This window comes from Pseudomonas putida, from assembly GCF_028682395.1.
Taxonomy (GTDB): Bacteria; Pseudomonadota; Gammaproteobacteria; order Pseudomonadales; family Pseudomonadaceae; genus Aquipseudomonas; species Aquipseudomonas putida_AB.
Genome location: NZ_JANHLC010000039.1, coordinates 1 through 483, shown reverse-complemented (window position 1 = coordinate 483; position 483 = coordinate 1). Strand labels below are relative to the sequence as shown.

Below are 483 nucleotides of genomic sequence, written 5' to 3'. Positions count from 1 at the left end.
GGCGATAACGGCGCCAATATCGCTCTCAATGAGACCTTCAGCTACTCGGCCACCGATGCAGTAGGCAATACGGTTACCGGCACGATCCAGATCAGCATCGTCGACGATGTACCCACCGCCAAAGCGGATACGGCCCAGGTCACAGAGGGCAACACCGTTAGCACCAATGTGCTGGGTAACGACACTTTGGGCGCCGATGGTGCGGCCGTGGTCGGCGTTAAGGCCGGCAGCCAGATCGTCAATGTCACTACCGGTTTGAACACCAGTATCACCGGCACCTACGGCACTTTGACGGTCAATGCGGCTGGCGTTGCGGTGTATCACAGTAATCCCAATGCGGTTACCCCAGCGGGGGCAACCGATATCTTCACCTACACCATCCGCGATGGTGATGGAGATCTAAGCAGCACCACCTTGACCATCAATATCGCCGACAGCGGCCTGACTGCAAGGACCGATAGCGATGTGAAGGTGTATGAAAAT

Annotated in this window: 1 protein-coding gene; it reads left to right on the top strand. The window is 56.7% G+C overall.

All coding sequences use genetic code 11. The features are described from left to right. The coding region (locus NPS46_RS25135) for an Ig-like domain-containing protein (RefSeq protein ID WP_274112052.1) at nt 1–483 on the top strand (483 nt) is incomplete at both ends.